General features: G+C 66.8%; 22 protein-coding genes. 8 read left to right on the top strand and 14 right to left on the bottom strand.

All coding sequences use genetic code 11. From position 1 onward, the window contains the following. Window positions 1–135 precede the first annotated feature (135 nt). Window positions 136–1,929, top strand: coding sequence for a carbon starvation protein CstA (gene cstA, locus HGI30_RS03585; protein WP_168906400.1), 1,794 nt, complete (start codon window positions 136–138; stop codon window positions 1,927–1,929). Window positions 1,930–2,376: 447 nt separating this feature from the next. Here cstA and HGI30_RS03580 read toward each other — a convergent pair whose 3' ends face one another. The 11 genes from HGI30_RS03580 to HGI30_RS03535 form a co-directional block, all read right to left on the bottom strand. Then, complete coding sequence (locus tag HGI30_RS03580; protein ID WP_168906399.1) at window positions 2,377–2,682, bottom strand: hypothetical protein; 306 nt, start codon at window positions 2,680–2,682, stop codon at window positions 2,377–2,379. Window positions 2,683–2,732: 50 nt separating this feature from the next. After that, window positions 2,733–2,867, bottom strand: a complete 135-nt coding sequence (locus HGI30_RS23435) for a hypothetical protein (protein WP_268957825.1) — start codon at window positions 2,865–2,867, stop codon at window positions 2,733–2,735. 91 nt (window positions 2,868–2,958) lie between these two features. After that, entirely contained in the window at window positions 2,959–5,058 is a 2,100-nt protein-coding gene (locus HGI30_RS03575; protein WP_206110004.1) for an ABC transporter ATP-binding protein, read from the bottom strand. Beyond that, window positions 5,051–6,775, bottom strand: a complete 1,725-nt coding sequence (locus tag HGI30_RS03570; protein WP_168906398.1) for an ABC transporter ATP-binding protein — start codon at window positions 6,773–6,775, stop codon at window positions 5,051–5,053. The genes HGI30_RS03575 and HGI30_RS03570 overlap by 8 nt, the downstream gene beginning before the upstream one ends. Before the next feature lie 534 nt (window positions 6,776–7,309). Next, window positions 7,310–8,386: a phosphotransferase enzyme family protein gene (locus HGI30_RS03565; protein ID WP_168906397.1), complete on the bottom strand. Its 1,077-nt coding sequence runs from the start codon at window positions 8,384–8,386 to the stop codon at window positions 7,310–7,312. A 318-nt stretch (window positions 8,387–8,704) separates the two neighbouring features. Then, window positions 8,705–9,559 carry a DUF4166 domain-containing protein gene (locus tag HGI30_RS03560; protein ID WP_407945007.1) on the bottom strand — a complete coding sequence of 285 codons (855 nt, stop codon included), beginning with the start codon at window positions 9,557–9,559 and terminating at the stop codon, window positions 8,705–8,707. 360 nt (window positions 9,560–9,919) lie between these two features. Further along, window positions 9,920–11,188 carry a DoxX-like family protein gene (locus HGI30_RS03555; protein WP_235680303.1) on the bottom strand — a complete coding sequence of 423 codons (1,269 nt, stop codon included), beginning with the start codon at window positions 11,186–11,188 and terminating at the stop codon, window positions 9,920–9,922. Continuing rightward, the gene (locus tag HGI30_RS03550) at window positions 11,181–11,714 is read right to left on the bottom strand and encodes a thiol-disulfide oxidoreductase DCC family protein (protein WP_168906396.1); all 534 of its coding nucleotides are present in this window, start codon (window positions 11,712–11,714) and stop codon (window positions 11,181–11,183) included. The genes HGI30_RS03555 and HGI30_RS03550 overlap by 8 nt, the downstream gene beginning before the upstream one ends. Before the next feature lie 225 nt (window positions 11,715–11,939). Then, the gene (locus tag HGI30_RS03545) at window positions 11,940–12,782 is read right to left on the bottom strand and encodes a response regulator transcription factor (RefSeq protein WP_328805237.1); all 843 of its coding nucleotides are present in this window, start codon (window positions 12,780–12,782) and stop codon (window positions 11,940–11,942) included. Then, a complete protein-coding gene (locus HGI30_RS03540; protein ID WP_168906395.1) occupies window positions 12,779–14,305 on the bottom strand; it encodes a sensor histidine kinase in 1,527 nt (508 codons plus the stop codon). Before HGI30_RS03540 ends, HGI30_RS03545 begins: the two co-directional genes overlap by 4 nt. A gap of 377 nt (window positions 14,306–14,682) precedes the next feature. Beyond that, entirely contained in the window at window positions 14,683–15,630 is a 948-nt protein-coding gene (locus HGI30_RS03535) for a ribose-phosphate diphosphokinase (RefSeq protein WP_168906394.1), read from the bottom strand. 281 nt (window positions 15,631–15,911) lie between these two features. Between HGI30_RS03535 and HGI30_RS03530 the strand changes: the two genes are divergently transcribed. Beyond that, window positions 15,912–16,622 (top strand): MOSC domain-containing protein, encoded by a 711-nt coding sequence (locus HGI30_RS03530; RefSeq protein WP_168906393.1) that lies wholly within the window; start codon window positions 15,912–15,914, stop codon window positions 16,620–16,622. Window positions 16,623–16,801: 179 nt separating this feature from the next. Further along, the gene (locus HGI30_RS03525; RefSeq protein WP_168906392.1) at window positions 16,802–17,173 is read left to right on the top strand and encodes a hypothetical protein; all 372 of its coding nucleotides are present in this window, start codon (window positions 16,802–16,804) and stop codon (window positions 17,171–17,173) included. A 46-nt stretch (window positions 17,174–17,219) separates the two neighbouring features. Here HGI30_RS03525 and HGI30_RS03520 read toward each other — a convergent pair whose 3' ends face one another. Further along, window positions 17,220–17,663: an LURP-one-related/scramblase family protein gene (locus HGI30_RS03520; RefSeq protein ID WP_235680302.1), complete on the bottom strand. Its 444-nt coding sequence runs from the start codon at window positions 17,661–17,663 to the stop codon at window positions 17,220–17,222. A gap of 225 nt (window positions 17,664–17,888) precedes the next feature. On the opposite strand from HGI30_RS03520, the gene HGI30_RS03515 reads away from it, so the two are divergent. From HGI30_RS03515 to HGI30_RS03495, 5 genes are all read left to right on the top strand, one after another. Further along, on the top strand, window positions 17,889–18,629 hold the full coding sequence (locus HGI30_RS03515; RefSeq protein WP_168906390.1) for an AzlC family ABC transporter permease: 741 nt from the start codon (window positions 17,889–17,891) through the stop codon (window positions 18,627–18,629). Next, entirely contained in the window at window positions 18,626–18,955 is a 330-nt protein-coding gene (locus tag HGI30_RS03510) for an AzlD domain-containing protein (protein ID WP_168906389.1), read from the top strand. The genes HGI30_RS03515 and HGI30_RS03510 overlap by 4 nt, the downstream gene beginning before the upstream one ends. 232 nt (window positions 18,956–19,187) lie before the next feature. Next, window positions 19,188–20,717 (top strand): long-chain-fatty-acid--CoA ligase, encoded by a 1,530-nt coding sequence (locus HGI30_RS03505; RefSeq protein ID WP_168906388.1) that lies wholly within the window; start codon window positions 19,188–19,190, stop codon window positions 20,715–20,717. A gap of 278 nt (window positions 20,718–20,995) precedes the next feature. After that, entirely contained in the window at window positions 20,996–21,511 is a 516-nt protein-coding gene (locus HGI30_RS03500; RefSeq protein ID WP_168906387.1) for an SRPBCC domain-containing protein, read from the top strand. Between the two features lie 180 nt (window positions 21,512–21,691). Next, the gene (locus HGI30_RS03495; protein WP_168906386.1) at window positions 21,692–23,152 is read left to right on the top strand and encodes a M20/M25/M40 family metallo-hydrolase; all 1,461 of its coding nucleotides are present in this window, start codon (window positions 21,692–21,694) and stop codon (window positions 23,150–23,152) included. Window positions 23,153–23,349: 197 nt separating this feature from the next. Here HGI30_RS03495 and HGI30_RS03490 read toward each other — a convergent pair whose 3' ends face one another. After that, on the bottom strand, window positions 23,350–24,372 hold the full coding sequence (locus HGI30_RS03490; RefSeq protein ID WP_168906385.1) for a cytochrome d ubiquinol oxidase subunit II: 1,023 nt from the start codon (window positions 24,370–24,372) through the stop codon (window positions 23,350–23,352). A gap of 4 nt (window positions 24,373–24,376) precedes the next feature. Then, complete coding sequence (locus HGI30_RS03485; RefSeq protein ID WP_168906384.1) at window positions 24,377–25,714, bottom strand: cytochrome ubiquinol oxidase subunit I; 1,338 nt, start codon at window positions 25,712–25,714, stop codon at window positions 24,377–24,379. Window positions 25,715–25,718 lie beyond the last annotated feature (4 nt).

The raw sequence follows: 25,718 nt of genomic DNA, 5'->3' as shown, positions 1-25,718 counted from the left end.
TGAAGGCGTTTCCGCTCATCCTCCGTGCCGTGCATTTCATCCCCCGTCGGCCGCCTTTCATCGTGAAAACGCTCCCGAACCCGTTTGCATCCCTTATGCTGGACGCAACAACGGGTTTCTTAGGGAGGTCACAACATGAATGCGGTTTCAATCGTCATCGGGTCGATCTGCTTCCTCCTGATCGCCTACCGCCTATACGGCACCTTCATCGCGTACAAGGTGCTCAAGCTGGAAAACTCCAAGCCGACTCCAGCTCATGAGCTGGAGGACGGCAAGGATTACGTGCCGACGAACAAATGGGTCGCCTTCGGCCACCATTTCGCGGCCATCGCGGCGGCCGGCCCGCTCGTCGGTCCGATCCTCGCGGCGCAGTTCGGCTATTTGCCCGGCCTGCTCTGGCTGCTGATCGGCGCCGTCGTCGGCGGCGCGGTGCATGACGCGGTCGTGCTGTTCGCCTCGATGCGGCGCGGCGGCAAGTCGCTGTCCGAGGTCGCCAAGGATGAGCTTGGCCCGGTCGCCGGCTTCTGCACGGGACTGGCCATGCTGTTCATCATCACGATCACGATGGCCGGCCTGTCGATGGTCGTGCTGCATGCGCTGGAGAACAACCCTTGGGGCACGTTCGCGGTCGCGATCACGATCCCGATCGCCATGGGCGTCGGCCTGTTCTACAAAAAGACCGGCAACCTCAAGCTCGCCTCCACTGTCGGCTTCATCCTGCTCATGATCGGCGTATTCGCCGGTCCGTACATCCAGGACACGATGATCGGCGACTGGCTGACGATCGACGCCAAGACGCTGGCGATCATCCTGCCGATCTACGCCTTCTTCGCCGCCGCCCTGCCGGTATGGCTGCTGCTCGCCCCGCGCGACTACCTCAGCAGCTTCATGAAGATCGGCGTGTTCATCGCGCTCATCATCGGCGTCTTCGTCATCAACCCGGAGATCCAGTTCCCGGCGTTCACGCAGTTCATCGGCGGCGGCGGCCCGATCATCGCCGGACCGGTATGGCCGTTCATCTCGATCACGATCGCCTGCGGCGCGATCTCCGGCTTCCACGCGTTCATCGGCTCCGGCACGACGCCGAAGATGATCAACCGCTGGACCGACATCAAGCCGGTCGCCTTCGGCGCGATGCTCGTCGAATGCCTCGTCGCGATCATGGCCCTCATCGCCGCGACCGCGCTGATGCCGGGCGACTACTTCGCCATCAACTCCAAGCCGGAAGTGTTCGAGGCGCTCGGCATGAGCACCGTGCATCTGTCCGAGCTGAACCGCGAGATCGGCCTCGAGCTCGAAGGCCGCACCGGCGGCGCGGTGACGCTGGCCGTCGGCATGACGTACATCTTCACCAAGATTCCGTGGTTCGAGAACATGGCGCCGTATTTCTTCCAGTTCGTCATCATGTTCGAAGCCGTCTTCATCCTGACCGCGATCGATGCCGGCACGCGCGTCTCCCGCTACCTGATCCAGGACTTCTTCGGCCAATTCTACAAGCCGCTGAAGCGGGTCGACTGGCTGCCGGGCAACATCTTCGCCAGCGTGCTCGCCTGCTTCATGTGGGGCTACCTGCTGTTCTCCGGCGACATCAGCTCCGTCTGGGCGCTGTTCGGCGTATCCAACCAGCTGATGGCCTCGATCGGCCTCATCATCGGCGCGACGGTCATCCTGCGCATCGCCGACAAGCGGCGCTACATGCTGACCTGCCTCATCCCGCTCGCCTACCTGTTCATCACCGTCAACTATGCGGGCTTCTGGATGGTGACCAACGTCTACCTGAACTCGGCCAATGCGGGCTACAACGTGCTCAACGGCGTGCTGTCCATCATCATGCTCGTGCTCGGCGTCATCATCATCGTCGCGGCCATCCGCAACTGGATCCAGACGTTCAACCATCCTCGGGCGAAGCTCGGGTCGATGGAGGCGTAGAGCCGTCTTGTTGGAAAAAGAAAACCGGAATGCCTTCGGGCATTCCGGTTTTTCTGCGCATGCACAGCGGATCATCTTCAAGGCGTTCCAGCAGGCGGACGGCAGGAACACCGGATATTCCCGCTCACGACGAGCGGCCGCAACGGCGGAGACAGCGAGGCCCGCGATGGCGTGCGCGGCGCCCCCCGACCGGAGCTTCACGGCGTAGGCAGCCGAACTAGCAACCGCCTCAACAGCTAACGAAACGTACAAGCCTTATCCCATCGAAATTTCGCCGCATAAACGTTTAACGAACCTATGACGCCTTATTGCCTTCGAATCCGCCCCAAACGGAGCCATTCCAACCCAATAACGCTTCTCCGTTTCGTTCGCTTCCAAAAACACCTCGAAATCGCCGAATAGCGCTCGCCCGTTTCGTTAGACAGCCGGGGCGTCCCCATCGGAGCTTCAACCCTCGTTGGCTCGCGACGTCCGCGCCGCCATGTAGGCCGCAAGCGTCAGCAAGGCGGCAGCGAAGGAGAACAGCGCGACGCCCTCCGCTCCGGAGGAGTCGGTTTGGAACAGGACCAGGTAGCTGTCGCTTTCCGTCGAGCCCTTCAGCGCCATCATCTTATACACCGCATAGACGCTGTTCAGCAGCAGCAGCTGCAGGAGCGCGAACAGCGCGGCCTCCCCTTTGCGAGGATGGTTCAGAATCGCATACGCCAGGATGAGCATGGAAAAGACGAACATCAGTCCGTAGAGGATGGTCATGGCTGCCGCTCCTTTCCCTTTTTCTTCCTCTTACCTCGGGGATGACGAGCCTACGCTGTCAGGCGGCGCCATGTTGAAAAAAGACATTTTTCCCAGATCGGCCTAAAAAGCGAGCCTTCTTCGTCCGATAACGCGGTACCTGGATGCTGGGCGTCCTCATCCTTCTCGCCCTGCTCGGCTGGCATGCCAGCCTCCTCCTCCGCTCTCTCGTCCGCCGGCAGAGAGCAGGGAAATAAAAGAACCAGCCGCTCCCATCCTGCCGGGGCGGCTGGTTCTTTATTTGGCGGGACGAGAGGTGGAGCCTGCGGCGGCGGCTTCCGCTTCCGCATCCGCCTCGGCCGTCTCCGGCGAGGAAGCCGCGGAGCGCGGCGGCACCGCCGCCTCCTGCAGCGCCGCCTCGGCGCCGGCGGACTCGCTCTGCGGCTCCCGCCCCTCGCCTACCTCCCCCGCTTGCCCTCGGCCCGCCTCCCCCGCCCGGCCTCCCGCCGCCTCGCTCGCGCTGTCGACCGACTCGCCGCGCAGCGTGCTGCGGTACAGCTCGGCGTAGAAGCCGTCCTGCGCCAGCAGCCCGTCATGCGAGCCGTGCTCCAGCAGGCGGCCGTCCTTGAGCACGAGGATGCGGTCCGCCTCGCGGATCGTGCCGAGCCGGTGCGCGATGACAAAGCTCGTGCGCCCCTGCATGAGCCGCTGCAGCCCTTCCTGGATTTTGATCTCCGTCACCGTGTCGATGCTGCTCGTCGCCTCGTCGAGCACGAGCATCGACGGATTCGCGAGGATCGCCCGCGCGATCGCGAGCAGCTGGCGCTGGCCGCTGCTGATGCCGCTGCCGTCGGCGCTCAGCCGCTTGCCGTAGCCGCCCTTGAGCCGCACGATGAAGCTGTGGGCGTTGGCGAGCTTGGCCGCCTCCTCGACCTCCGCGTCGGTGGCGTCCAGCCGGCCGTAGCGGATGTTCTCGCGAATCGTGCCTTCGAACAGGAACGAGTCCTGCAGCACGAACGCCATGTGCGAGCGCAGGCTGTCGCGCCGGATCGACGCCAGGTCGCGCCCGTCGAGCAGGATCCGTCCCTCCGTCGGTTCATAGAACCGCGACAGCAGGTTGATGAGCGTCGTCTTGCCCGCGCCGGTCGGCCCGACGAGCGCGATCATCTCGCCCGGCCGGGCCGTAAAGCTGACGCCAGACAGGATCGGCTTGCCTTCGTCGTACGCGAAGCCGACGTCCTCGAACCGCACTTCCCCTTCCACGCGCTCGATCGGCTGCGCCGAGCCGTCGTCCTTTTCCTCCGTGTCCTCGTCCATGATCTCGAACACCCGCTCCGCCCCCGCGATCGCCGACAGCAGCGTGTTCCACTGGTTGGCCAGGTCGTTGAGCGGCCGCGTGAACTGGCGCGAATACTCGGCGAACACGATGATCGTGCCGACCGTGATGACGTCCCGGGTGGCCAGAATGCCGCCGATGCCGGCGACGATAGCGAAGCTCAGGTTGTTGAGGCTGTTCATCACCTTGGGGATGAAGCCGGAGATCGTCTGCGCCCAGAAGCCGGCGGCGCGGATGCCTTCGTTGCGAGCGCGGAACTCGCCTTGCACCCGCTCCTCCTGCGAGAACGCCTTGATGATGCGCTGGCCGGACAGCGTCTCCTCGATGTAGCCGTTGAGCTCGCCGAGGCTGCGCTGCCGCACCTTGAACAGCGGACCCGTGCGCCGAGTGATCCAGCGAATGCCGAGGAACATGAGCGGCACGACCGTGAACGTCAGCAGCGTCAGGAGCGGGCTCAGCCACAGCATGACCGAGACGGTGCCGACGAGCGTCAGCACGCTGGAGAAGATCTGGATCGCCGAGCTGTTGAGCGTGCCGCTGACGTTCTCGATGTCGTTGGTCAGGCGGCTCATGATCTCGCCCTGCTGGCGCCGTCCGTAGAACGGGATCGGCAGCCGGTGCAGATGCGCGAACAGGTCCGTCCGCAGCCGGTACACCGTCTTCTGCGCGATCGAGATCATCCAGACGTTGTGCGCCCAGGAGACGGCCGAGGTCAGCACGTAGACGCCGCCGAGCAGCAGCAGGAACCATCCCCATGGAAAATCGGGCGCCTTCGCCGCGCCTTCATCGAGGTAAAGGTCGACCGCCTGGCCGACGAGGTACGGCCCGAGCAGGGCGAGGCCCGAGCTGAGCGCGACGAGCGCCAGCACGGCCGTCAGCTTGAGCTTGCTTTCCGCCAGGTACCCCCACAGGCGGCGCAGCGTGCCCGACATGTTCCTGGCGCGGGCCTTGGGACGCATGCCGCCCCGGTGGCCGCCGCCCTGCGCCGCCTCCGGCATGGATGCGACGGCGTCCGTGTCCGGCTTCGGAACGCGGAACGGTTCGAGCCATCCGTCACGCATGGCGCGCCTCCTTTCCCGCTTGCGACTCGACGATGCGGCGGTACAGGCTGGAGCCGCGCAGTAGCTCCGCATGCGTGCCGGAGGCGATCAGGCGCCCCTCGTCGAGCAGCAGGATGAGATCCGCCGAAGCGGTCGAGGCGATCTTCTGGGTGATGAGGAACGTCGTGCAGCGCAGCGCCTCGAGCTCGCCGAGCAGCGCGGCCTCGGTCTTGACGTCGAGCGCGCTCGTGCTGTCGTCGAGGACGAGCAGCTGCGGCTCGCGCACGAGCGCGCGGGCGATCGACAGCCGCTGCTTCTGCCCGCCGGACAGGTTGACGCCGCGCTGGCCGAGGCGCGTCCCGTAGCCGTTCGGCAGGTTCAGGATCGTCTCGTGCAGCTGCGCCGCGCGGGCGGCCTCGGCGATCTGCGCGTCGGTCGCCTCGGGGCGCCCCCAGGCGATGTTGTCCCGCACCGTCCCGGAAAACAGCACCGCCTCCTGCGGCACGTACCCGATGCTCCCGCGCAGCGAGCTCACGTCGAGCCGACGCACGTCGGTGCCGCCGACGCGCACCTCGCCTGCGTCCGCGTCGTACAGCCGCAGCAGCAGCTGGGCGAGCGCCGACTTGCCGGAGCCGGTCGCGCCGAGAATCGCGATCCGCGCGCCGGCCGGCGCGCGGAACGAGATGTCCTCCAGCGTCGCCCGGTCGCTGTCCGGATAGGTAAAGGAGACATGGTTGAACTCGACATCCGCGCCGGCGAGCGGCTCGACGCCCGCGCGCTCGGCGCCGGATGCGGCTTCGCCGGCTCGCAGCACCTCGCGGATGCGGCCCGCCGAGGCGCCCGCGCGCGAGAACATGGCGGCGATCCACGCCAGCATGCTCATCGCGCCGATCGTGCGCAGCGCGTAGTTGACGACGGCGACGGTCTCGCCCTCGGTCGCCGCGCCCGACGCGATGTCGAGCCGTCCGAACCAGAGGATGGCGATGATCGCGGCGTTGACGAGCAGCATGATGAACGGCAGCGTCGTCTCGGTGAGCCGCAGCGCGCCGACGGTGCCGCGCATGAGCTCGCCGCTCGCCTCGCGGAAGCGGCGGTTCTCCTGGTCCATGCGGACGAAGACGCGGATGAGGCGGATGCCGGTCAGATTTTCCTGAATGACGCCGTTGACCCGGTCGAGCCGCTGCTGCACCGCCTGGAACACGCGCCCCGCGCGCCGGATCATCCACCAGACGAACAGCAGCAGGGGCGGCACGCTCGCCGCCAGCATGAGGCCGAGCTTGACGTTGACGATCATCGCCATGATGACGCTTCCAGCCACGACGAGCGGAATGCGCGTCATGAAGCGCAGCGCCATGAAGATCGTCTCCTGCACCTGGCTCACGTCGCCGGTCAGGCGGGTGATGAGCGAGGAGGAGGCGAAGCGGCTGAACGTCTCGAAGGCGAAGCTTTGCACCTTGGCGTACAGCCGCTCGCGCAGGTCGTAGCCGAAGCCTTGGGCGGCATAGGCCGCGTAGTAGGAGCCGATGATGCCCGCCGCGAACGCCAGCAGCGCGCCCCCGGCCAGCACGCCGCCCCACATCCAGACGACGCCGCTGTCGCCGGCGCGGATGCCCGCGTCGATGATGCGCGAGATGATGAACGGCTGCGAGAGCTCCACGGCCAGCTCCAGCAGCATCATGAAGAGGGCGACGCCGGCCGACAGCCGGTACTTGCCCAGCGATGACAGAACCTTGTCCATGAGTAAGGCGGAGCACCTCCCGGATGATGACCTCTATTCCTATTCATCCAGTATACCCCAACTCTATCTTAGAAATAAAAGATTGGCCGGGCGGGAGCGGGCGGCGGTGCTGCTTGATCGGGTTCTTTCGCCTATCGGGGCGAAGGCGGCAGGTCGCTTTCAGCGCGGCGTTTTCTTTTGCCGCGGTCAAGGCTGGACGCGAGGCAGCTGTACTAGGCTGGAAGGGCATGGCAAAAAACCAAGGCACGCGTGTGCCTTGGTTGGAGCCGTTCGGCCGGATTCCCGGATCCAGGGCAGGTTTGTGCCTTGGTTGTGGCCCGTACGGCCGAATTCCCGGATCCAGGGCAGGTTTGTGCCTTGGTTGTGGCCGTTGAGCCGGATTAACCCGGATCCAAGGCAGATTTGTGCCTTGGATCCGGCCCGATGGGCCGAATCGCCGGATCCAGGGCAGGTTTATGCCTTGGATTCGGCATGGAACATGAGAGGCCAAGCACGATGCTCCTTTGCGAAGCGCGCAGCCTTTGTTCCCAAAAGCTAGTTCGACTCCCGCTCCAGGATCTCCGCGAAAAACGCCGCCTCCGGCGATGCTGCGGCCGCTTCTCCCGCCAGCGCGCGGAAGTCGAGCTTGGAGATCGGCTCGCCGGCGACGATGCGGGCGCGGATCTCGGCGATCCAGTCGGCCATGCGGCCGACCTTTTCCGACTCGTCGAGCTTCTTGGCCAGCACGGTGTAGAGAACGAGGTCCCTCATCCGCATGAACAGCCCCACCCGCTCCAGCCAGTCCAGGTCCAGCTCGTGCTCGGAGGCGTAGCCTTCATAGAACGGACGGAAAAAAGCAGCCGCATACGCCTCGCGCTCGTCCTCCGGCAGCTGCTGGACCGCCGCTCCGCTGAGCGCGTAGTACAGCGGAATCGCCAGATCATGCACGAACCAGTTGTACTCCGCGTCATCGAAGTCGAACACGGTCAGCTTGCCTTCATGCGCATGGAAGTTGCCGTGGTGGATATCGCCGTGGATAAGGCCGTAGCTGCTGTCCGAGCGAGGCAGCCGCTCCAGCTCCTCGAAAACGGCATCGAACCGGCTCAGCAGCTCCGGCTCGCCGGCAAGGTAGTGTCCGCGGTTCGCGGTCAGCTCCTCCTCCTGCCAATGCTGCCTCGGCTGAACGGCTTCATACGAGGCGCTGGCCCGGTGCAGGCGGCCGGTGACGGCGCCCCACTCGCGCACGAGCGCCGGATTCCAGCCGTCCGGGCCGGCGGCGGCGCGTGCGCCCGGCGCCTTGCGGAACCGACTGGCAAAGAACTCGCTGCCGTCCGCGGCCTCCAGCGGCACGACCCATTCGCCGGAGAGCGCGGGCACGCAGGCGGCGACGTCCGCGGCCAGATCCGAAGCGGCCAGATGGCGGAGCCAGCGCAGCTCCTCCTCCAGCTGCGCCGCGCTGCGGTGGCTGCTGTGGGTGAGGCGGAGAATTGCCGGCTCTCCCGAATGGTCCTGCAGCTCGAAGAGGTAGTTTTCGAAGTCGCCCAGCTTGGCAGGCTCTCCCGACAGCCCGAACGCTTCGGCGGCTCGGGCGAGGATATCGGCGGTGAACAGAATCGATACGCTAGCTTCCATGAGGGATTCTCCTGTCGTCATAGGATGGGACACGCGGATGCCGAGGGCGGCGGAAGGCCGAGAACGGACCGCTGTCCGGCTTTCCTACCATCGTAAACGAACCTCCCCTTCCAAGGAAGAGGAGGTGCAGGGCAAAAACGACTATAGCGGAAGGAGCGGAGCCAGCGCGGCGAGCGCAGCGGCGGGAAGAAGGTCGATTGGAAGGAGGAGAAGAACAGCGAGCGAGCTCGGCAGCAGGACCGATGGCGGGCGAAACGGCTGTAAGCAGCAGGAGAACAGCGAGCCGAACGACAGAAGATAAGGCCGAGCTCCGGCGCGCTACTCGCGGCCTTCGGTGCGAAGCGGCAGCACGTCTGCAGGCGGAGGCGCCTGGCCGATCTCCATCAGCTCGTTCGCGAAGCTGCCGTCATAGCGGAACACGTCCCCCAGCAGCCGATTGCGCACCCGCACCTCGATGCGGAAGCGGCAGGCTCTTTCGTCGTACCATTCATGCACGTCGGCCACGCCCGTCAGCAGCTCCGGGAACCGGAAGCCGAGCCAGCCCTCGTAAAAGCGCTGCGCGCCGGAGCGGATGCGGATGCCGCCCCTCTCCGAAGGCTCCGCCTCGATGTCCACCGCCAGATGCTGGCGGTTGCCGAGATAGTCGACGATGCAGCCGCGCTCGCGGCTGAAGATCATCGTCGCGTCGAAGCGGCGCTCCTGCCGGCCGAAGCGGAACGAGCGGATCCAGGTGACCGTCTCGCGGCCGAGGCGGTCGCGGTAGGCGTAGTTGCGGATCGTGAACGGCACGTCGCGGCCGCTCTGCGGGAACATGATGTGGCGGGTCGTCCCGATGCAAAGAGGAAGGGCGGCCAGCCGGTTATGCCAAACCTCGTGCATGACGCCGGTGCCGACCGCGGCCAGCCCCGAACGGCTGTGCAGCGAGAACCGCTCGCGGATGCGCGGATGGAGCTCCGCGAAGCGGGGGCCGAGCGCCCGCTCGTAGATGGAGCGCGGGTGTTCGTCCAGCCCGAAGGGGACTCGCTGCGCGTCGGGAGCATCGGGAGCAGCGGGAGTCGACAGGAGGATGACGGAGTCCGGCATAGCGTCGGAATGAAGACGGTTGCCCGGAGCGAGCGCAGCGACGCCGCGCGAAGCGCTCGAGGCGGTGAAATCGGCGGGAAGACGAATCATGGGGAATCTCCTTTCGAAGAGAGTGGAAGGCGCCGGAAGCTTGCGACGAATCAGCTCGTTAGAAGGCCTGAAAGGGCTTATGCAAACTTGTAGCGACGGGTGAAACGCTTAAAATCGAAAACATGCGTAAAATCGGGGGGAAACGAGGTCATCGGGGCGTCTAAGCGCATGTGGAGTCGTTGGCAATTTGAAGCACGGCAGAATGGGCGTCTAAGCGCATAAGGAGTCGTTAGCATGATGAAGTTAAGCAAAATGGGCGTCTAAGCGGTCTAAGCGCAGGACAAGTCGCTCGCATCCGGAGCGGCCTCGAATGGGGAGTGCTCCAGCACTCGACGGGCGATCCCGCCAGCATGGCGCAGGTCATCGTTCATTTATAGAGGCATCCGTACCATCGAGGGAGCGGCTGGACGAATCGGTATCCGAGCGGCCTTGAGCCGCTCCGGCGGCCGACGGCCTGCGGCGGCAGCGGCCGGCGCGCGGCGCGAACGGCCGCGCCAGCAGCGCGACTGCCGTGAGGCCGAGCATCGGCAGCGTCAGCGTCAGCGCGTTGAATGGCTCGGCCAGCTGCTCCGGGCGGGAGACGAGCGCCCCGGCGGCCAGCACGGCGAGCAGGACGCCTTGCCAGCAGAGCAGCCCGGCGGACCGCCCCAGCAGCAGCGCCGCTCCCAGCGCGGCTTCGCCGACTCCGAGCGCGGCCAGCGACGCGCGGGCCGCCTCCGGTCCGAAGCCGAGGCCATGCAGCAGGCGCAGCTCCTCCGGCGACGGCAGCAGCAGCTTGGGCACGAGGCCTTCGTACAGCCAGAGCCCGGACAGAAGCGCCACCGTCACGGCGTGCACGAGCGCGAGGCGCAGCGTCAGCTCGGGGGGCCAGCCCTTTTCGAGCCAGAGGCGGAGCCGGTCGAAGCTCCAGGCGGTCGCCCAGCCCATGAGCGGCCGGAAGACGAAGCGGTCGAGCAGCCTTCCGACGACGCCGAACCGGGTGGAGTACGTGTAGCGAGTCAAAAAGCGCAGCTCGCCGGGCCGCTCGCCCGGCTCATACCGCCAGAAGCCGGCGCCGCTGCGGATGAGCGACAGCTTTTGCGGAGATTGGAACTGCAGCGCCGATACCCGCACGCCATCCGGACCGGTCCGCTCGCGCGTCGCGCCGCTGCCCTCGATCGCCAGCCCGAAGCCGATCCGCGTCGTGTACACGAAGCGCTGCGCCTCGCCCTCCCCGCGCGGGAGGTAGCGGATCGAGCTGAAGCGGGCGTCCCAGCGCTCATGCAGCTCCGGCTGCTGCGTGTGCCGCCAAAGCTCCTCGAGCGTGCAGCGCATGGCCAGCTCGACATATACAGGCTTGCCGACGGGGCGGCGAGCCTTCCCCGGCAACTCCGCAGCGGCCGTCCCGACTCCTGCCTCCCCCGGCGACTGCGCAGCGGCCGTCCCGACTCCTGCCTCCCCCGGCAATTCCGCAGCGGCCGTCCCGACTCTAGCCCTCCCCGGCGACTCCGCAGCGGCCGCCTGGACGCCAGCCTTCCCCGGCGACTCCGCAGCGGCCGTCCCGACTCCAGCCTCCGCCGGAGCTTCCATCCGCTCCAGCTGGCGGGAAGCCTCCGTCGCAGCCGCAGCCGCGATCCGCCTCTCACGCATCTTTTTCGCCTCCCGTCCCCGATCCTGCCGCTGCCTGATCCTTGGCCAGCCGCGCCTGTTCGAGTCGAAACGCCCTGGCCTGCTCCATGCCTTGCAGCAGCCGCCCGCTCAGCTCGCGGCCTTGCTCCACGGAGCAGGCGGCGCCTTGCACGCCGATCGGCTCGCCGAGCCGAGCCGCCCGCCCCAGCTGATGCCGGACGGCGGCAACGGCGTCATAGACGGCATCGCGCAGCGGCCGCGGCACGAGGCGAAGGCCGCGCAGCAGCGGCCAGCCGCCGTCCAGCAGCCCGAGCAGCTCGAGCGAGGCGGACGAACGCTCGTAGGCGCGCCCGTCCTTGAGCAGCACGAAGCTGTCCACGCGCTCCGCGTCGAGTCCGTTCTCGCGCAGCAGATACCGCCCTTCCTCGGACTGGAGGGCCGCGAAGCGGAGTCCGCCCGCGCGCTCTCGTTTCGCCGCGAACCGAGCCAGCCCGCCGCACAGCGCGCACTCTCCGTCCACCAGCGCAACGGCTTTCCTCTCTGCCATGCCTCTTCCTCCCTTCGCAGGACCGCCTTCCGGCTTTCCTTGGTGTTTTTTCATTGTAGCGCTGCGGCTGCCGACCCGGCAGGCCTCTGTTTCATAGGCCCCATGCCGTCCCCCGCCGGCCTGCTCCCCGCGCAGCGCCAAAAAGGCCTGCCGAAGCAAGCCTCGCACGCGGGCCGCCCGGGGCTCGTCCGATCGTCCTCTTCCTTCCTCCGGCTCCAGTCTCGCCTAACGCCGCTCCCCGTCGTCCGGTCCGCCGTCGTCGCCGCGGCGCAGCCGGCGCACGGCCTCGCGGCTCGAGCTCGCGCCGAGCTTCTTGAGGATGCGGTTCACCTGGTTCTTGAGCGTGCTCTCGCTCTTGAACAGCTTCCGTCCGATCTCGGCCTGCGTGCGCCCGTCCTCGATCAGCTCGAACACCTCGCGCTCCGCCGGCGTCAGCGGCTGCAGCCGCTCTTCCCGCTTCAGGCGGCGGAATTCCTTAAGCAGAGCCTGCATCGGCGCCGGACGGCGCACCGCGTCGCGGATCGCGGCCGGCAAGTCGGCGTAGCGGCTTTTTTCCACATAGCTCGCCGCCCCCGCCCCGAACGAGCGCGTCATCATCGCCTCGTCCCCGACGGAGGTCAGCATGACGATCGGCACCTCGCGCAGCTCCAGCAGATCGGCCGCGACCGAGATGCCGTCCCGCACGCCGTCGCCCAGCTGAATGTCCAGCAGCACCGCGTCGAAGCCCAGCGAGCGGGCCGCCTCGAGCGCCTCGTCCGGCCCCGATGCCCAACCCGCCACCGTCAGGTCCGGCTCCATCTCCAGGTACAGCGTCATGGAGCGCACCCACTCCGGGTCGTCCTCGACGATAAGCAGCCGGATCGGCGCGGCATCGGGCGCGGCATCGGGCACGGCATCCGGCGCGGCGGCATCCGGCGCGGCGGCATCCGGCGCGGCAGCCTCCCGCCCGCCGCCACTTTCCCGCATGACGCGGTCGTCCCGGCGCTCTGCGCCCCGGCCGTTCCGTTCCGACGCGCCGCTCGCCGCCTCGGCGGCTCCGCTCCGGGAGCCCGCATCCGACTCGTTCATCGTGTCTCCTCCTCTCCGCTCTGACCGCCGAGCAGCGGCAGCCGCAGCTCCGCCCTCGTGCCGCCGCCCTCCCGGGGCTGCAGCCGCACGCTGCCGCCCGCCATCCGCATCGCCTGATGCACGTAGGACAGCCCGATGCCGTAATTCATGCGTCCGCTCTTGGTGCTGTAGAACGGCTCGAACACCTGCGCCGGCCGCTCCGCCGCGATGCCGCCGCCGGTATCGTCCACCCGGATGAGCAGGCGCCGGCGCAACCGCAGCGCCCCGAGCGCCGCCTCGCCGCCGGCGGGCGTCGCCTCGATCGCGTTGGCGAGCAGATTGACGAGCGACTCCTCCAGGTGAAATGGATCGGCCAGCACGACGTGCGGTACGCCTTCGGTCCGGACCATCAGACGGACGCCGCGAGCGGCGGCGAGCGGAGCGCTCCGCTCCGCCGCGCGCGCGAGCAGCTCGGGCAGCCGCACCGGCTCCGCCTGCCAGCGGATCGCCTTGAGCTGCGTCTGCAGCCGCTCCACCGTCTCCAGCATGCGGCTGGCGGAGCGCTGAATCTGCTGCAGCGGCTCGGCGCCGACGGCTGCCGGCGCCGACGGCGGACGCGCCGTCGCCGGCACGTTCTCCGCGCCAGAAGCCGCCGGCTCCCTGCCGACCTCCTCGCGCTCCAGCTCCCGCCGCAGCAGCTCGGAGGCGAGGCTGATCTTGCCCAGCTCGTTCTTGAGCGAATGGTTGAGCATCGACGCGCCGAGACCGGCGGCGCGCATCGCGCTCTCCAGCGGGTCGCGCTCCAGCCGCAGCCGGATGCCGAGCACGCCGTACAGGAACAGCCCGGCCACCGCGGCTCCCATCGAGAAGACGATGAACAGCGAGACATAGCGGAAAAAGTCAAAGTCCGGCGAGATCGCCCGCCCGACATTGATGAGCCCGAGCACGGCCAGCAGCGTCGGCACCGTAATGACGGCCATGATGAGCCGGGAGCGCCGCTTCAGCGGATGCGCCTCGCGGAGCACGGCCAGAATCATCGCGGCGCAGGCGGCGAGATAATAGGGAGCGGTCCAGACGAGCAGCAGCCCGTAATCGGGACCGCCTCCCCGCAGCAGCGCTTCGCCGATCGACGCTAGCGGCGGCAGCAGCAGCGCCAGGGCGACGAACGGGCCTCTGGCGCTGACGCCGTGCGCTCTGTTTCCGCGCGATCCGCTCCCGGCGCTCCGCCGTTCTTCTCCGCTCAGTCCGCCGCGCCGCCCGCTCTCCCCGCTCCCCGCGCTCCCCCGCCGAATTGTGCCTGGCCGAAGGAACAAGCCGCTCCACACGAGCGCGAACATCAGCACCGCCCATGGCGTGAGGCAGGCGTTGAGCAGCTCCAGCGCCCTTGCCCATGAGGGCTGGCCCGCCCGCTCGAGCCAGGATGCGGCGCCGCCGAGCGAGGCCAGGATCAGAAAGGCCGCCGCCCAGCGGCTTTCCGCCTCGCGCGGCCGGGCCAGCAGCGCCGCCGCGCCGGCGGCCAGCAAAACAAAGAAGTAGATGAGCATCGCGGGCCTCCTCTCTTCGGGCGGGTTTGCGGTTCTTTGCCCGCGTTTCTCCTGCCGCTGCCGCGTGTCCTAGACTTACTTTACCGACCCGGCTGCGGATAGACAAGAGCAGAGCCGGGGCCTTTCCGGATTTCTGCACGCTTCCGCCGGAAAAGTGAAGCCCGCTCCCGATCGCCGTCGGCAGCGGCATGAAAATGGGGTATACTGGTGCCGCGAGATCGTCGCTGCGCCCTTGGCCCCTGGAGACCGGCATGGACCAGACGACGCCGCTGCTTCCCGAAAGGACGGACCCGAGCCCTGCGGACGGGCAAGCCCGCGCATGGCAAAAAGCCCTGCTGTCCGGATCGGTCCGGACAGCAGGGCTTGAGGGCGCGGCGTCAGATGCCGCGGTTTTTGAACAAGGTGGCGATGGAGCCGCCGTAGATGTTGGAGCGGATCGCCTCGGTGAACAGGCCCGCCGTCGGGATGACGGTCAGCTTTTCATTCGGCGTGGACTGCTGCAGGATGGAGTCCGTGACGACGATCTCGCGGATATGCGGATGGTTGAGCTTGTCCAGCGCGTCGCCGGAGAACAGGCCGTGCGTCGCGGCGATGACGACGTCGCGGCCGCCTTTTTCCACGAGCTTCTCGACGACGTTGAACAGCGTGCGGCCCGTGTCGATGATGTCCTCGATGATGACCGGCGTCTTGTCCTTGACGTCGCCGATGACATGCATCTTCTCCTCGCCGGTATGCGGATCGTGGTTGGTGACGACCATCGCGAACGGCGCTTGGAGATAGTTGGCCAGCTTCTCGGCGGTGGAGGCCCGTCCGGCATCCGGCGAGACGATGACCGGATTCTCGATATTTTTGGCGCGGATGTGCTCGGTCAGCTCGTCCAGCGCGGTCAGATGGTCGACTGGGAAGGTGAAAAAGCCTTGGATCGCCGCCGTATGGAGGTCGAGCGTGATGATCCTCGACGCGCCGGCCGTATGCAGCAGGTCGGCGACCAGCTTGGCCGAGATCGCCTCGCGCGGATGGCGCTTGCGCTCCTGGCGGGCGTAGCCGTAGTACGGCATGATGATGTTGATCGTCTTGGCCGAGGCCCGCTTGGCCGCGTCGATCATAATCAGCAGCTCCATGAAGTTCTCGTTGACCGGATCGGAGAGCGACTGCACGATGAAGATGTGGCAGGTCCGGATCGGCTCTCCGTACGAGACGTACAGCTCGCCGTTGTCGAACTGGCTCAGCGTCACTTCGCCGAGCGGCAGCCCGAGCTGCTCGCTGATGCTTTTGGCAAGCGGAATATTGGACGATCCGCTGAAAATTTTCACTTTATCCGTCATTAGGTTGTCTTTCCCTCCCGCGCGATTGGATGAGCCCTTTTGCTCATTATAGCCCATTCGGGGCAAAACTGCAGTCCGCACGCGGGAAAAACGTCCGGCTGCCCCTGATCCCGCCCGCGTAAAGCGGCTATGGGGAAAAAGCGGACGCTGCGCTTCGCCTCGGCGGAACGGCGGCATTCCTCAAGAGAACGAAATGCGGGCCGCGGCCTGCTGCGGAGAAGCGGGTCTTCTCTTCGGCCTGCAGCCTGCCCTATGACCATGTGAAGGAGACTGATGAACGAATGCGGATCGGACAAGCAAGCGAAATCTGGCGCTATCCCGTCAAATCGATGGGAGGCGAGCGGCTGCAAGCCGTCTCCGTCGAATCGTACGGCCTGGAAGGAGACCGCTTCTGCAGCCTGTTCGACGAGGCCAAGGAAGGCTGGAACAGCTACTACACCGCCCGTAAGTTCCCCGCCCTGCTGATGTATCGAGCCACTTACGGGGAAGAAGGCGTCCGCGTCGCCTCCCCGCTCGGTCCCGCTTACCGCTGGGAGCCCGCCCTTGGGGACGAGCTGGAGCAGGTGACGGGCACGCGCATGTCGATGAGCGGCGAAGGAGCTCCCGGCCGGGAAGGCAACGGCTTGATGGCGGTCGACGCCGCCAGCGTCCTGATCGTCACCGATGCTTCGCTGCGGCGGCTGAAGGCCGCATGGGGCAAGGAGGCGGAAGCGCTTCGCTTCCGGCCCAACCTGCTGCTGAGGACGGACGATCCCGAGCTCGACGACGAGTCGCTGCTCGGCGCGCGGCTGCGCATCGGCAGCTCGCTGCTGCAGGTGGACTCGCTATGCAGCCGCTGCTCTATAATTAATTACGATCCGGAGAGCCTGGAGCGGGACCCTTCGCTGCTGCGCGTCATGAACGACCGCTTCGGGCTGAGCTTCGGGCTGTACGCCTCGGTGCTGGAGCCGGGACGGATCGCCGAGAACGATGCCGCCGTGCGGGAAGGCTGATCGCTCGGTTCCGGGCTGCGCGGCATTTCGCGCGCGGCTCCGGCCGCAAAGCCCCGCCGCGCTGCCGCTCCGAAGCATCCGCCGCTGGCCGGACATCCCTCCGAGGCAAACGCCTCGAACCTTTCGCGGTTCCTATCATAATCTGCTAGGGAAGCCAATCCGAAAGGAAGATTCCCCTGATGAAACCTGTGCAAGCGAGCCAGACCTACCCCCGCCTCACCGTGTACTCCGAGGAGCGTTACGGCGGAGCCAGCCGCATCTACCGCGGCAACCTCGGCATCCGCGATACGGACCGCATCCTGGACGGATTTGAAAGCCTCCGCTTTTTCTCCACCAGCTCGACCGCCACGCTCGTCGTCTTCTCGGAGACGCGCTTCCGCGGCAACTACCGCGTCTACCGGGGCTCGGTGCGCAACCTGCCCGATCTGGATGATCTGATCGGCGGCGAGGATGTCGAGTCGCTGATCTCGACGAACCAGTCGCTGACCGACGCGCAGATCCGCGAGATTCGCCGCACCGGCTCGCTGCCGGCCGGCTACCGCCTGCTCTAGCGCCGGCTCCAGCATCGACGCTCCGATACATCTCCTATTTTCCTGCTCAGACGCCTCCCGCCGCAGACGCCTGCTTCTGCATCGCATTCATGCCGAGTATGACCGCCGCCCATTCCAGCGGCGGAATTCGGCATTCGCCGCATTCGAGGCGGAACGCGCCGGCCGACATCCAGCCGCTTACCCGCTCGAATCGGGCCACGATCCGTCCGTCCTCGTCGGCGATCTCGTACTCCTTGGACATGGCGGGCGACGTGAGCTGATAGACGCCGCGGCCATGGCTGTCGTATTCGAAGCGCTTCGTGAAGAAAGCCGTCCTCCAGCGAAGCTGTCCGATCTCTTCTCCGCCGGCATCCATGACCCTCCATTTGCTGGAGAAGGCCGGGAATCGCCCCTCGTACAAGCTTTCGCCCGCGGCCCCGTAAATTTCCATCGAGGAGCCGAACGCACTCCGCAGGTCGACCTTGCCGATCGGCTGACCGGAAGCGTCCATGATCTCGGTCTCCCCCGAGCTGAAGAAATTATCCCTGAAAAAAAGCTCCATCCTGCTCCCATCCTCTCCCGATTGCATGAGTTGGATAAATCCTCTTTCCCGTCTAGATTATACCATATCCTTTCCTGGCTGCCGCTTCCTGACACCTGCCGCCGTTCCTTGCTATAATGAAGCCTGTTGTCCGGCCTAACGTCCGGAAAGACTTCAAGCAAGGAGGCCGCCCCCATGCCATCCATCTACGAATCCGCCTCCGCCTCGACCGGCGCCGGGACGAATGCTTCCGATTCCTTCCTCCAAGGAGTCCGGGACTGCCTGCCGACGCTGCTCGGCTACCTCGGCATCGGCTTCGCCTTCGGCATCGTCGCTGTCGGCTCCGGGCTGAGCGTCCTGGAAGCCGGACTGCTCGCCGTCTTCGTCTATGCCGGTGCCGCCCAGTTCGTCATGGTCGGTCTGCTGGCTGCGGGAGCGCCGCTCTCCGCCGTCATCCTGACGACGTTCATCGTCAATCTGCGCCATCTGCTCATGAGCCTGGCGATCGCTCCGCATCTGACGCGGTATCCGCTGCTGCGCACGCTCGGCTTCGGCGCCCTGCTGACCGACGAGACGTTCGGCGTCGCCACCGTCCGCCTCGGCGCGACCGGCCGGCTGTCCGGCGCCTGGATGGACGGGCTCAACGTCACCGCCTACCTGTGCTGGATCGCCGCCTGCGTGCTCGGAGCGGCGGGCGGCCGCTGGATCGAGCATCCGGAGGCGCTCGGCCTGGACTTCGCGCTGCCCGCGATGTTCGCGGCGCTGCTCGTGCTGCAGCTGCAGCAGGCTCCGCGCGGCAAGCTGCGGCATCGCCTGCTGCTGCTCGGCTGCGTGGCGGCCGTCATGGCCGCCTGCCTGCCGGTCATGCCCTCGCATCTGGCCGTGCTCGTCTCCACCGTGCTGGCTGCCGCGCTGGGAGCCGCGACGGACCGATGAGCGTCTCCGACAAGCTGCTGCTCGCCGCTCTCGGAGGCATGCTCGTCACGCTGCTTCCGCGCATCCTGCCCTTCCTGCTCGTCCGCGGCCTCCGGCTGCCGGAGCCGGTGCGGAAGTGGCTGTCGTTCATCCCGCTCTGCCTGCTCGGCGCGCTCGTCATGGAGAGCCTGCTCATGCACGAAGGCGGGCGGACCGCGCTCGACCTGCCGGCGCTGCTCGCCCTGCTGCCGGCCCTGCTCGTCGCCGCTTGGACGCGCAGCCTGCTGCTCACCGTCGCGGTCGGCATCGCAGCGATGGCGCTGCTGCGCCTGGCCGGCATCGGCTGAACGGCGGGAGCGCCTTCCGGCTGCACCGCGCATCGCGGTCGGATGCGCTCCTCTGCCCGAAGCGAGGGTCCGCCTTGGCCGGACTCCGCCGCTCCGGCCCGGCGCGCCTTGCGCCGGGTTTTTCCCATTCGTTCCCAGGAGGGATTCGAAAGCGCTTTCTCGAATAAGATGGCAGTGAGTCATCGCAGATCCTTCCCCGCCTACCATGAGGAAAAAGGAGCTGATCGAAAGCATGAGCTGGAACCTGGTCGAAGCGCTCGAAACCAGCGCGGCAAGCTTCCCGGATCGGGAAGCGTACGTCTACCAAGGAGCAAGCGCCACCTATGCGGAGCTGATCGAGGAGGTGCGGCGCTGCGCCGCCGGACTGGCCGCCCAAGGCATCGTCAAAGGCGACAAGGTCGTGCTGCTGCTCGGCAACGCCCCGGAGTTCATCGTCTCCCTCTACGGCGCGCTCAGCCTCGGCGCGATCGTCGTGCCCGTCAATCCGACCTATACGGCGGATGAGCTCGCGTATATCCTGGCCGACAGCGGAGCCCGCGCCGCCGTCGCCGCCGCGCCGCTGAGGCCGCTGATCGCCGCCTTGCAGGCCCGGCTGCCCCGTCCGATCCAGCCTTTCTACGTGGGAGAGGAAGAAGGCGAAGCTTCCTTTGCCCGACTGCTGCAGCTCGGCGCCGGACAGATTGAATCCGCTTACATCAAGGAAGAGGACACCGCCGTCATCCTCTACACCTCGGGCACGACCGGCAAGCCGAAGGGCGCGATGCTCTCCCACCGCAATCTGGCGACGAACGCCGAATCGGTCTATACGATGTTCGAGGTGACGGAGCGCGACCGCGCCGTGACGGTGCTGCCGATGTTCCATATCTACTCCCTGACCGTCTGCCTGAACGCCCCGCTGGCGGTCGGCGCCTGCATCGTCATCCTGCCGCGCTTCCACCCGGTGGAGACGATCGCCGCGATCCGCGAGCAGCGGGCGACGATGTTCTCCGGCGTGCCGACGATGTATGCGTATCTGCTGCAGGTGCCGGGTGCATCGGCCGCCGACTTCGCTACGCTGCGGCTCTGCTCCTCCGGCGGCGCCTCGCTGCCGGTGGAGGTGCTGCACAAGGTCGAGGAGCGGTTCGGCGTCGTCGTCTACGAAGGCTACGGCCTGTCGGAGGCGGCTCCGGTGACGGCGTTCAACCCGCTCGGCGGCAAGCGCAAGCCCGGCTCGGTCGGGGTCGACATCCCGCGCGTCACGAACCGCATCGTCGACCCGGAGGGCCGCGAGGTGCCGCGCGGTGAGATCGGCGAGCTGATCGTGCAGGGGCCGAACGTCATGCAGGGCTACTACAATCTGCCGGAGGCGACCGCCGAGGCGCTGCGGGACGGCTGGCTCCACACCGGCGACATCGCCCGCATGGACGAGGAGGGCTACATCTATATCGTCGACCGCATGAAGGACATGATCAACGTCGGCGGCTTCAACGTCTACCCGCGCGAGGTGGAGGAGGTGCTCTACCGCCATCCCGGCGTCTTCGAGGCGGCCGTCGTCGGGGTGCCGGACGTGACGCAGGGCGAGGCGGTCAAAGCGTACGTCGTCCGCAGCGACGAGGCGCTGACGGCCGAGGAGCTGGCCGCCTTCTGCAGCGGCAGCCTCGTCAAGTACAAGCGGCCGACGTCGATCGAGTTCCTCCCCGAGCTGCCCAAGAACAGCTCCGGCAAGACGCTCCGGCGGGCGCTCAAGCTGCAGGCGCAGCAGCCTCCGTCCGCCCCGGCTTAGGTCAGGGCCGGATCGGGAGCCCGCCGCCTCCCGCGGCGGCCGTCCCGGCAAAGAGCCGTCGAGAGCATCGCAGGAGCATCGCGGCAAGGCCGAAAGAGCCGAAGACAGGCGGGCACAGCCCCGCCTGTTTCCGGTTCTTATTCTTTTTTTAGAATATTCCTTGACAGGAATATTCTAATCAAGCTATAGTGGATTCAACCGCTAGCGCATCCAGAGAACCAGAGAACCAGAGAACCAGAGTACGATCATCCAACCCTTTTTCGAGGAGGAGTTCAATTATGGCAACATCCATGCACGTTCGGGTGGAAGGCAACCAGTTCATCCTGGAGAGGACGTTCGGCGCTCCGAAGGACCTTGTATTCCGCGCCTTTACGGAGGCCGAGCATCTGACGAAGTGGTGGGGCCCTCGCGGCTGGACGCTGACGGAGTGCAGGATCGACTTCCGTCCTGGAGGCGTCTGGCACTACTGCATGAAGTGCGAGGACCCGGCGCAAGGCGACTTCTACGGCATGGAATCCTGGGGCAAGACGATCTATAAGGAGACGCGGCCGCAGGACTTCTTTTCCTATACGGATTACTTCTCGGACGCGGAAGGCACGATCAACGAGGAGCTCCCTCCGAGCTTCACGGAGCTCAGCTTCGAGGAGCGGGACGGCTCCACCGTCGTCATCAGCCAGACCCGCTACGAGACGGCGGAGCAGCTCAAGACCGTCATCGACATGGGGATGGAGCAAGGCATCCGCGAGACATGGGACCGGCTCGCGGAGCATCTGGCCGACGTTCAATCCGCCTGAGTTTGATCGTCGCCTGAGAAGGACGATGCCGCGCGCATCGTCCTTTTCGCTTCGCCGGACAGAGCGCCGATCGCCTGTCCCCCTCCAGAAGAGAATGTTATCCGTTGACGCGCGCGGAGGGCGTTGGTACGTTGGACCTATCCGAACCACCCCATTCCCGACGCAAAGGCGGAGATTCTCATGCCCCAGCCCGCATTCCTGCTCGTGCTCGTCCTGCCCGCTCTCCTGATCGCCCTCGCTGCCGTCCTGCTCCTGCGGGCGGCCCGGTTCCGGCCCGATCCCGCCGTCCTGGAGTCCCCTTCCGGCGGCGAGCCGGTCTCGGTCGACGCGGACGCCGCCGCCGGAAGGCTGTCGCTGCTGATCCGCAAGCGCACCGTATCGGTCCGCGAGCCGGAGGCGGCCGTACGCGCGGAATTCCGCTCGCTGCTGGACCTGCTGCCGGAGCTGTACCCCGCCGCCCATATGGCGCTGGAGAGGGAGATCGTCAACGGCCGCACGCTGCTGTACCGCTGGAGGGGCGAGGAGGCGGAAGCGCCGACCGTGCTGATGTCCCATTTCGACGTCGTGCCTGCGGAAGAAGAGGGCTGGATTCACCCGCCGTTCTCCGGCGCGATCGCGGACGGCCGCGTCTGGGGACGGGGAGCGATCGATACGAAGGGCACGCTCGTCTGCATCCTCGAGGCGGTCGAGCAGCTCATCCAAGCCGGCTTCCAGCCCCGGCGCGACGTCTACCTCTCGTTCTGCGACGACGAGGAGATCGCCGGCGACGGCGCGCCGACCCATGTCCGCCTGCTGCAGGAGCGCGGCATCCGTCCCGGACTCGTCGTCGACGAGGGCGGCGCCGTCGTGGAGGGCATTTTCCCCGGCGTGCGCGGCCCGATCGCCGTCGTCGGCGTCGCCGAGAAGGGCGTCAGCGACTTCGAGCTGATCGTCCGCGGAGCGGGCGGACACGCCTCCGCGCCGCCTCGCCTCGGGACGGCGTACCGGCTGGCGCGGGCGATCCGGCGTCTGGAGCGCCGCCCGCCCAAGCCGTTCTTCCCGCCGCCGACGCGGGACATGCTCGATACGCTCGGCCGGCGCTCCTCCTTCGGCTATCGGATCCTGTTCGCCAATCTAGGGCTGCTGGAGCCTCTGCTCGCGCGCTTGTTCCACCGGCTGTCGCCGGAAACGAGGGCGCTCAGCTCCACGACGATCGCCGTGACGACGCTGCAGGGCAGCCCGGCGGCCAACGTCCTGCCCGCCGAGGCGAGAGCGGGCGCCAACGTGCGCGTCGCCGTCGGAGAGACGGCCGAGGGCGTCGCCGCGCGCATGCGCCGGGTGATCGCCGACGATGCCGTCGAGCTTCGGATCGTGCGGGCAGGCGACCCTTCCCCTGTCTCGACGACGCGGGAGGAGCCGTACCGGATCGTAGCCGCGGCGATTCGCGGCACGTATCCCGAGGCGGCGGTGACGCCGTACGTCATGCTCGGCGGCAGCGACTCGCGGCATTTCGCGGCGATCTGTCCGTACGTGTACCGGTTCACGCCGTACGAGCTCAGCCGCGAGGAGCGCGAGACGATCCATGCCGCCAACGAGTCGCTGCCCGTCCGCAGCCTCGGCAAGGGCATCGAGTTCTACATCCGGCTCATCCGCAGCGTCTAGCGGCATCGGGCCGGCGGCGAGGACGGTCGGCGGGAGCGGCACGGAAGACCGGCGGAATGCCGAAAAAGCGGAGCCCGGTGCGGCGGCTCCGCTTTTTTCATGCGCGAATTCCTTTAGAACAGAAGGACGTGCAGCGGGACGACGAGATCGACACCTCGCCCGCCGTGCGCCCAAGCGAAAGAACCGCCGTACCCGGCTCAGGGCTTCAAATACCGCTTGTCCTTGAGGAACAGCAGCCAGAACCAGATGAACACCGGCACGAGCACGAGGGTGCTGACGCCGTACCCGGCCAGCAGCGAGACGAACATCGCATGGTTGGTGAAGCCCTGCTCGACGGTCAGATGGGGATAGACGAGGTAGGGCAGATGCGCGCTGCCGTAGCCGTAGCTGGCGAAGGCGTACTGGACGATGATGAGCACGACGGCGGCGCGCGGCACGCCGGTCCAGCCGCCCCGCCCCCTCCAGTACAAGGCGCTGAAGCCCGCGACGAAGCTCGCCGCCGACAGCGCGAACCAGATCCACCGCTCGGCCATGCGGTCGACGATCCACTGCGCCTCGGGATGCATCGCCACGGCGGCGAGCATGCCGGTGAGCAGCGTCAACGGTCCGATCGTGATGGCGATGCGGCGATAGATCCGGTACGCCCCCAGGTCCTCCGCCTCGCGGGCGTAGTCCGCCAGGAACACCGCCGACAGCAGCAGCTCGCTGGCGATGCCGAACGCCAGATGCGCATACAGCGTGCCGCTCGTCAGCAGTTCGGCCGTCTTGACGACGAGATGTCCGTCCCTCAGCTCGACGAATCCGCCCAGCGTCACCGGCAGCACCGTCAGCAGCAGCCCGGGGATAAGCAGTCCGGTCACGCCGGAGACGACGCGCAGCAGCGGCACGTAGCGCGGCGACATCTGCGCGTACACCATGAACGTGCTGCGCAGCGCGAGCAGCAGAAGCACGAGGCAGACCGGCACGACGAGCATGGAGCTGAGCGCCGGCATGGCGAACGGGAAGAAGCCGACCAGCGCGACGACGAGCAGCACGAGGAACACGTTCGTCACCTTCCAGGTGGGCGACAGGTAGCGGTTGGCGATGTCGGCGGCGCTGCCGCCCTTGGCCGTGGCGAACACCATCGACCAGAAGCCCGCGCCGAAGTCGATCGAGCCGAGAATCGAGTACACGAAGACGAACAGCCAGATGATGAGGATAGCCAGCGTCGGATCGCTCATCCGCCTACGCCCCCCGTCCCATGCCGGACAGCTCGCGGCTGACCGGATTGCGCTTGAAATAGAACCAGAGCACGAGGATCGTCACCGCCATGAGCAGCGCGTACAGGCCGAGGAACAGCACGAACAGCTTGCCGAGGTTGCCCGCCGAGGTGGCGGCGTCCGCCGTGCGCTGGATGTGGTAGATCGTCCACGGCTGGCGGGCGCTGCAGCTGAACACCCACCCGGTCTCGATGCCGACCAGCGCCATCGGACCGCTGAGCACGAGCGCGCCGAGCATCCAGCGCGGCATCGGCTTGCGGCTGCGCCACCAGTAGACGAGCGCCCCGAAGCTCATGACGATGAGCAGCGAGCCGAGCACGACCATCAGGTTGAACAGCGTATGGACGAACAGCGGCGGCCAGTTTTCCCGGGGGAACTCGTTCAGCCCCCGCACGACCGTTTTAAAACTGTTGCCGGCGAGGAAGCTGAGCGCCCACGGGATATGGAAGCCGTACTTGACCGACTGCGTCTCCTCGTCCACGATGCCCCCGATCGCCAGCGGCGCGTAGGCGGTCGTCTCGAACAGGCCTTCGGCCGCGGCCAGCTTCTCCGGCTCGTGCACATGCAGCATCTGGGCGGTGCTGTGCCCGTTCAGCGCCGTGCCGAGCGATGCGGCCGCCCCGATGACGAGCGCGATCATCAGCCCTTTGCGGTGGTAGGACGCCTCGCGCGGCGTCACGCCCCGGCGCATCAGCTTCCAAGCGGCGACGGAGGCGACGGCGAACGCGCCTGTCATGAACCCCGACAGCGCCACATGGCCCGCCGTGACGAAAAAGCTCGGGTTGAACACGGCCGCCCATGGGTCGACGTTCGAGATGACGCCGTCCGCATCGATGGAAAACCCGCGCGGCGTATTCATCCAAGCATGCGCGTCGGTAATGAGCACCGCCGAGCCGGTCGCCCCGATCGAGACGAAGACGACGCTCACGATGCGCATCCACGGCTTCAGCCGGTCGGCCGCGTACACATAGATGGACATGAACAGCGCCTCCAGGAAAAACGCCCAGATCTCGATCTGGAACGGGAGGGCGATGACCTGGCCGACGATCTCCATGAAGCCCGGCCAGAGCAGCGCGAGCATGACGCCGACGATCGTGCCGGACGGGATGGCGACGCCGAGCAGGATGGCGAACGCCTTGGTCCAGCGCATCGCCATCGTGGCGTAATCGGCGTCCTTGCGCACCTGGAACAGCACCTCCGCCGCGATAATCATGACCGGCAGACCGACCCCGAGCGTGGCGAAGATGATATGGAAAGCCATGGAGGAACCGAACAGCGAGCGAGCCAATTGGACTTGATCCATCAAA

It is taken from the genome of Paenibacillus albicereus, assembly GCF_012676905.1.
GTDB classification, from domain to species: Bacteria; Bacillota; Bacilli; order Paenibacillales; family Paenibacillaceae; genus Paenibacillus_O; species Paenibacillus_O albicereus.
Note: the sequence above shows the minus strand (reverse complement) of the source record. Positions and strands in the feature narration are given on the sequence as shown.

What these genes read in the sequence shown, in the direction of transcription:
- cstA (WP_168906400.1), top strand. Translation starts at nt 136, where the DNA reads ATGAATGCGGTTTCAATCGTCATCGGGTCGATCTGCTTCCTCCTGATC.
- HGI30_RS03580 (WP_168906399.1), bottom strand. Translation starts at nt 2,682, where the DNA reads ATGACCATCCTCTACGGACTGATGTTCGTCTTTTCCATGCTCATCCTG.
- HGI30_RS23435 (WP_268957825.1), bottom strand. Translation starts at nt 2,867, where the DNA reads ATGCCAGCCGAGCAGGGCGAGAAGGATGAGGACGCCCAGCATCCAGGT.
- HGI30_RS03575 (WP_206110004.1), bottom strand. Translation starts at nt 5,058, where the DNA reads ATGCGTGACGGATGGCTCGAACCGTTCCGCGTTCCGAAGCCGGACACG.
- HGI30_RS03570 (WP_168906398.1), bottom strand. Translation starts at nt 6,775, where the DNA reads ATGGACAAGGTTCTGTCATCGCTGGGCAAGTACCGGCTGTCGGCCGGC.
- HGI30_RS03565 (WP_168906397.1), bottom strand. Translation starts at nt 8,386, where the DNA reads ATGGAAGCTAGCGTATCGATTCTGTTCACCGCCGATATCCTCGCCCGA.
- HGI30_RS03560 (WP_407945007.1), bottom strand. Translation starts at nt 9,559, where the DNA reads ATGATTCGTCTTCCCGCCGATTTCACCGCCTCGAGCGCTTCGCGCGGC.
- HGI30_RS03555 (WP_235680303.1), bottom strand. Translation starts at nt 11,188, where the DNA reads ATGCGTGAGAGGCGGATCGCGGCTGCGGCTGCGACGGAGGCTTCCCGC.
- HGI30_RS03550 (WP_168906396.1), bottom strand. Translation starts at nt 11,714, where the DNA reads ATGGCAGAGAGGAAAGCCGTTGCGCTGGTGGACGGAGAGTGCGCGCTG.
- HGI30_RS03545 (WP_328805237.1), bottom strand. Translation starts at nt 12,782, where the DNA reads ATGAACGAGTCGGATGCGGGCTCCCGGAGCGGAGCCGCCGAGGCGGCG.
- HGI30_RS03540 (WP_168906395.1), bottom strand. Translation starts at nt 14,305, where the DNA reads ATGCTCATCTACTTCTTTGTTTTGCTGGCCGCCGGCGCGGCGGCGCTG.
- HGI30_RS03535 (WP_168906394.1), bottom strand. Translation starts at nt 15,630, where the DNA reads ATGACGGATAAAGTGAAAATTTTCAGCGGATCGTCCAATATTCCGCTT.
- HGI30_RS03530 (WP_168906393.1), top strand. Translation starts at nt 15,912, where the DNA reads ATGCGGATCGGACAAGCAAGCGAAATCTGGCGCTATCCCGTCAAATCG.
- HGI30_RS03525 (WP_168906392.1), top strand. Translation starts at nt 16,802, where the DNA reads ATGAAACCTGTGCAAGCGAGCCAGACCTACCCCCGCCTCACCGTGTAC.
- HGI30_RS03520 (WP_235680302.1), bottom strand. Translation starts at nt 17,663, where the DNA reads ATGGACGCTTCCGGTCAGCCGATCGGCAAGGTCGACCTGCGGAGTGCG.
- HGI30_RS03515 (WP_168906390.1), top strand. Translation starts at nt 17,889, where the DNA reads ATGCCATCCATCTACGAATCCGCCTCCGCCTCGACCGGCGCCGGGACG.
- HGI30_RS03510 (WP_168906389.1), top strand. Translation starts at nt 18,626, where the DNA reads ATGAGCGTCTCCGACAAGCTGCTGCTCGCCGCTCTCGGAGGCATGCTC.
- HGI30_RS03505 (WP_168906388.1), top strand. Translation starts at nt 19,188, where the DNA reads ATGAGCTGGAACCTGGTCGAAGCGCTCGAAACCAGCGCGGCAAGCTTC.
- HGI30_RS03500 (WP_168906387.1), top strand. Translation starts at nt 20,996, where the DNA reads ATGGCAACATCCATGCACGTTCGGGTGGAAGGCAACCAGTTCATCCTG.
- HGI30_RS03495 (WP_168906386.1), top strand. Translation starts at nt 21,692, where the DNA reads ATGCCCCAGCCCGCATTCCTGCTCGTGCTCGTCCTGCCCGCTCTCCTG.
- HGI30_RS03490 (WP_168906385.1), bottom strand. Translation starts at nt 24,372, where the DNA reads ATGAGCGATCCGACGCTGGCTATCCTCATCATCTGGCTGTTCGTCTTC.
- HGI30_RS03485 (WP_168906384.1), bottom strand. Translation starts at nt 25,714, where the DNA reads ATGGATCAAGTCCAATTGGCTCGCTCGCTGTTCGGTTCCTCCATGGCT.